Annotated in this window: 6 protein-coding genes; 3 read left to right on the top strand and 3 right to left on the bottom strand. The window is 64.9% G+C overall.

Going from position 1 to position 4,904, the window contains the following annotated elements:
- Window positions 1–201 precede the first annotated feature (201 nt).
- Window positions 202–810: a hypothetical protein gene (locus AB0H83_RS51465; protein WP_360111271.1), complete on the bottom strand. Its 609-nt coding sequence runs from the start codon at window positions 808–810 to the stop codon at window positions 202–204.
- Window positions 811–1,111: 301 nt separating this feature from the next.
- Between AB0H83_RS51465 and AB0H83_RS51460 the strand changes: the two genes are divergently transcribed.
- Window positions 1,112–1,630, top strand: a complete 519-nt coding sequence (locus tag AB0H83_RS51460; RefSeq protein WP_360111274.1) for a hypothetical protein — start codon at window positions 1,112–1,114, stop codon at window positions 1,628–1,630.
- Between the two features lie 123 nt (window positions 1,631–1,753).
- Here the strand turns inward: AB0H83_RS51460 and AB0H83_RS51455 are convergent, their stop codons facing one another.
- Window positions 1,754–2,254 carry an inositol monophosphatase family protein gene (locus AB0H83_RS51455; protein ID WP_360111277.1) on the bottom strand — a complete coding sequence of 167 codons (501 nt, stop codon included), beginning with the start codon at window positions 2,252–2,254 and terminating at the stop codon, window positions 1,754–1,756.
- 396 nt (window positions 2,255–2,650) lie between these two features.
- Here AB0H83_RS51455 and AB0H83_RS51450 point away from each other — a divergent pair, with 396 nt between their 5' ends.
- Complete coding sequence (locus AB0H83_RS51450) at window positions 2,651–3,151, top strand: inositol monophosphatase family protein (RefSeq protein ID WP_360111277.1); 501 nt, start codon at window positions 2,651–2,653, stop codon at window positions 3,149–3,151.
- A 123-nt stretch (window positions 3,152–3,274) separates the two neighbouring features.
- On the opposite strand, the gene AB0H83_RS51445 is transcribed toward AB0H83_RS51450, so the two are convergent.
- Entirely contained in the window at window positions 3,275–3,793 is a 519-nt protein-coding gene (locus AB0H83_RS51445) for a hypothetical protein (RefSeq protein WP_360111274.1), read from the bottom strand.
- A 301-nt stretch (window positions 3,794–4,094) separates the two neighbouring features.
- Here AB0H83_RS51445 and AB0H83_RS51440 point away from each other — a divergent pair, with 301 nt between their 5' ends.
- Window positions 4,095–4,703 (top strand): hypothetical protein, encoded by a 609-nt coding sequence (locus AB0H83_RS51440; RefSeq protein WP_360111271.1) that lies wholly within the window; start codon window positions 4,095–4,097, stop codon window positions 4,701–4,703.
- Window positions 4,704–4,904: the final 201 nt, after the last annotated feature.

Genomic DNA, 4,904 nt, shown 5'->3' with positions numbered 1-4,904 from the left:
CCCCCGGGCTTCCCGGGCCGCCGAGGTTCCAGGGCGAGCAGCCCTGGCCGCCGGAGGCACGCTCCGGGTCGTAGGGCCGGAGGCCCTACCCGCCGAGGCAGAGCCTCGACCCGGAGAGCCGGCACGACCCGAATCGCCGGGACCATCGACGGCGAGGTGCCACAGCGCGGACGTCCGGGCTGCAGAAGGGCCGAGTGTCCGCTAGTCGCCGCCGGTCCAGCGGTACCAGTTGCCGCCGAGGGGTCGGAACCATGGCGAATCGACCATGGCGGTCTCGACGTCCGCGGTTGGCCCGCCGGGCAGATAGGCGAAGCCGGCGGCGCTGAAGAGGTCGCCGTGAGCTTCGTAGAAGATCGCGCCACCGGGCACCCAGCCAGCTTCTGCGATGGTGTAGAGACCCAACCGGCGCGGTACGGTGAATCTTTCCAATGCGCTGCCTGGTGGTGGAATCGGGTGTCCGGCGACGACGGCGGCGAACGCGCCTCGGCTGGCCGCCCACCGCGTCTTGATCGGCGCGCCGGTGCAGAGCAGGACCAAGGTGAGTACGCCGATGACTGGTCCGATCAGGAACCATCTTCTCGGCCTGCCGGTGGTGCTGGCGACGTAGATGGTCCAGCCGAGCCAGAAACAGCCAACAAGCACGGACGCGCAGCCGCCGGCCGCGAGCAGGGACAACTGGCTGCCCGGGTAGCTCACGGACCAGAGCACGCCACCTGCCGCCGCAACGACGATCAGGTGGAATGCCCAGATCAGCCGCCGGTCAGGTCCAGCCTTCGGCGCAGCGTCGTCGCTTGTTGCGGTGTCCGACATGGTGACATCCTGCCGACCCGATCGGGCTCGGATCGAGGGCGCGCACTGAATCTTCACACGGGTTCGTCAGCCGACGCAGTGTGACCCGACGTGGCCCCGGTGCTCCAACGCGGAGTGTCGGGGCTTCGGCGTGTCCAGCCCGAGCGGTGCGCAGCGGCCCGCCAGGGCCGCCTTGAAGACGTATGGAAAGTACTCACCAATAGCGATGGTCGCGGCATGTCTGGCACGGCAGAGCCTTCGCAACGGCTACTCTGCCTGCGCGGACATGAGGACCTCCACGAGTGACCCGTAAGGAGTGAACGTGGCCCGATCGCTGAAGCTAAGTCTGAGCCTGAACCTAGGCGTGCTTGTCCTCGCGGCGGCGGTAATGGGAACCGTACCGTTGTCAACGGCGACCGGTGGGGGGCACGACAGCACGGCCCTGCAACTCGCCACCGACCAAAGTTCAAAGGAATACCCCAGCATCAACCTTGTAAGCAAGCCCGCACCTGCAAGCGCGAGCGCGAAGGTTAACGCTCAGGAAGCGGTGCATCGAACCAAGGATCTGGGGTTCAGTACCGAAATGATCCCCGGGTCCCCCATTGTCGAACTACGGTTGATATCGGAGAAATACAACGATCCGACATTAACCCGTGACTACTTCACCGATCGACTAACCTGGGTCGTCACTTATAAAGGATCGAGAGTCATCGTTCATGGACCGTTAAATCTCGACCCGAGTGTCCGTAGGCAAGCGACAGAAAACCTCAGATGCGAAGTGGTCTTCTTCATCGATGCTGCCACGGCCGAAGCCTATAAGGGAGCTCTCCAAACCTGCTGACCGCGACGCCGTGGCAGATCGGCCATGCTGCCGTCGTCGCTGCGTTCGATGTGGGGTCGACTCGGGGGACACCACGCGATCGAGGGCTGGCGACTAAATTGGCGATCGCCCGGACAGTGAGTGTTAGCGCTCGTTGAGCAGGGCCACAATCTGCTCACGAAGGTATGGTGCAGCAGCGACTGTGGCGCGTGATTCGGCTGTGTGGTCGCTGCCGTCGTCATCCATGACCACGGCGCCTGCCTCACGCGCAATGACTACTCCTGCACAGGTGTCCCATGGGTTGTTCGACAGCATGATACTGCCGCCGATCTTCCCGGATGCTACCCAGGCCAGATCGATTGCGGCCGAGCCGAACATACGCACCCTTTGGACTCGGGCGGACAGCTCGGCGGTGATGCTCAGCCGCCGTTTGTTGCGCTCCGGAGCTGTTGGGCCTAGGGCATAGTCGCCGATGGCGATGACGGCCTCATCGAGAGAGTTGACCTGAGAAGCGCGAATGGGTCGGTCATTCTCGAAGACACCCTCACCCTCGACAACGGTGTAGCGGCTGCCGCCGTGGACGACGAGCGGATCGCGAAGAACCCGTGCATAGCCCGGTCGGTCAAGCAGCCCCGGCCGGAACAACGCAAGGTCGTCCCGTGGGACATGACCACCGTCCTGGCGATCCGTGCAGGTCCCGGCTCGGTACCGCCTCGCCGTCGACCTGGGCGCCGGTTGCGGAGTGCGGCAGGGGGAGATCTTCGGACTCGCGGCCGATGACCTCGACCTCGACGGTGGCTGGCTCCACATCCGCCGCCGATCCAAGTCGTGCCCCGGTCGTCCGGACGACCGGGGCACGACTTGGATCGGCGGCGGATGTGGAGCCAGCCACCGTCGAGGTCGAGGTCATCGGCCGCGAGTCCGAAGATCTCCCCCTGCCGCACTCCGCAACCGGCGCCCAGGTCGACGGCGAGGCGGTACCGAGCCGGGACCTGCACGGATCGCCAGGACGGTGGTCATGTCCCACGGGACGACCTTGCGTTGTTCCGGCCGGGGCTGCTTGACCGACCGGGCTATGCACGGGTTCTTCGCGATCCGCTCGTCGTCCACGGCGGCAGCCGCTACACCGTTGTCGAGGGTGAGGGTGTCTTCGAGAATGACCGACCCATTCGCGCTTCTCAGGTCAACTCTCTCGATGAGGCCGTCATCGCCATCGGCGACTATGCCCTAGGCCCAACAGCTCCGGAGCGCAACAAACGGCGGCTGAGCATCACCGCCGAGCTGTCCGCCCGAGTCCAAAGGGTGCGTATGTTCGGCTCGGCCGCAATCGATCTGGCCTGGGTAGCATCCGGGAAGATCGGCGGCAGTATCATGCTGTCGAACAACCCATGGGACACCTGTGCAGGAGTAGTCATTGCGCGTGAGGCAGGCGCCGTGGTCATGGATGACGACGGCAGCGACCACACAGCCGAATCACGCGCCACAGTCGCTGCTGCACCATACCTTCGTGAGCAGATTGTGGCCCTGCTCAACGAGCGCTAACACTCACTGTCCGGGCGATCGCCAATTTAGTCGCCAGCCCTCGATCGCGTGGTGTCCCCCGAGTCGACCCCACATCGAACGCAGCGACGACGGCAGCATGGCCGATCTGCCACGGCGTCGCGGTCAGCAGGTTTGGAGAGCTCCCTTATAGGCTTCGGCCGTGGCAGCATCGATGAAGAAGACCACTTCGCATCTGAGGTTTTCTGTCGCTTGCCTACGGACACTCGGGTCGAGATTTAACGGTCCATGAACGATGACTCTCGATCCTTTATAAGTGACGACCCAGGTTAGTCGATCGGTGAAGTAGTCACGGGTTAATGTCGGATCGTTGTATTTCTCCGATATCAACCGTAGTTCGACAATGGGGGACCCGGGGATCATTTCGGTACTGAACCCCAGATCCTTGGTTCGATGCACCGCTTCCTGAGCGTTAACCTTCGCGCTCGCGCTTGCAGGTGCGGGCTTGCTTACAAGGTTGATGCTGGGGTATTCCTTTGAACTTTGGTCGGTGGCGAGTTGCAGGGCCGTGCTGTCGTGCCCCCCACCGGTCGCCGTTGACAACGGTACGGTTCCCATTACCGCCGCCGCGAGGACAAGCACGCCTAGGTTCAGGCTCAGACTTAGCTTCAGCGATCGGGCCACGTTCACTCCTTACGGGTCACTCGTGGAGGTCCTCATGTCCGCGCAGGCAGAGTAGCCGTTGCGAAGGCTCTGCCGTGCCAGACATGCCGCGACCATCGCTATTGGTGAGTACTTTCCATACGTCTTCAAGGCGGCCCTGGCGGGCCGCTGCGCACCGCTCGGGCTGGACACGCCGAAGCCCCGACACTCCGCGTTGGAGCACCGGGGCCACGTCGGGTCACACTGCGTCGGCTGACGAACCCGTGTGAAGATTCAGTGCGCGCCCTCGATCCGAGCCCGATCGGGTCGGCAGGATGTCACCATGTCGGACACCGCAACAAGCGACGACGCTGCGCCGAAGGCTGGACCTGACCGGCGGCTGATCTGGGCATTCCACCTGATCGTCGTTGCGGCGGCAGGTGGCGTGCTCTGGTCCGTGAGCTACCCGGGCAGCCAGTTGTCCCTGCTCGCGGCCGGCGGCTGCGCGTCCGTGCTTGTTGGCTGTTTCTGGCTCGGCTGGACCATCTACGTCGCCAGCACCACCGGCAGGCCGAGAAGATGGTTCCTGATCGGACCAGTCATCGGCGTACTCACCTTGGTCCTGCTCTGCACCGGCGCGCCGATCAAGACGCGGTGGGCGGCCAGCCGAGGCGCGTTCGCCGCCGTCGTCGCCGGACACCCGATTCCACCACCAGGCAGCGCATTGGAAAGATTCACCGTACCGCGCCGGTTGGGTCTCTACACCATCGCAGAAGCTGGCTGGGTGCCCGGTGGCGCGATCTTCTACGAAGCTCACGGCGACCTCTTCAGCGCCGCCGGCTTCGCCTATCTGCCCGGCGGGCCAACCGCGGACGTCGAGACCGCCATGGTCGATTCGCCATGGTTCCGACCCCTCGGCGGCAACTGGTACCGCTGGACCGGCGGCGACTAGCGGACACTCGGCCCTTCTGCAGCCCGGACGTCCGCGCTGTGGCACCTCGCCGTCGATGGTCCCGGCGATTCGGGTCGTGCCGGCTCTCCGGGTCGAGGCTCTGCCTCGGCGGGTAGGGCCTCCGGCCCTACGACCCGGAGCGTGCCTCCGGCGGCCAGGGCTGCTCGCCCTGGAACCTCGGCGGCCCGGGAAGCCCGGGGG

Origin of the sequence: Dactylosporangium sp. NPDC050688 (genome assembly GCF_040654515.1) — a bacterium.
Taxonomy (GTDB): Bacteria; Actinomycetota; Actinomycetes; order Mycobacteriales; family Micromonosporaceae; genus Dactylosporangium.
The sequence above is the reverse complement of the archived record's forward strand: the minus strand, read 5'-3'. Positions and strand labels throughout refer to the sequence as shown.

Excerpts from the sequence above, each read along its gene's own strand:
- AB0H83_RS51440 (WP_360111271.1), top strand. The coding sequence starts at position 4,095 with ATGTCGGACACCGCAACAAGCGACGACGCTGCGCCGAAGGCTGGACCT.
- AB0H83_RS51465 (WP_360111271.1), bottom strand. The coding sequence starts at position 810 with ATGTCGGACACCGCAACAAGCGACGACGCTGCGCCGAAGGCTGGACCT.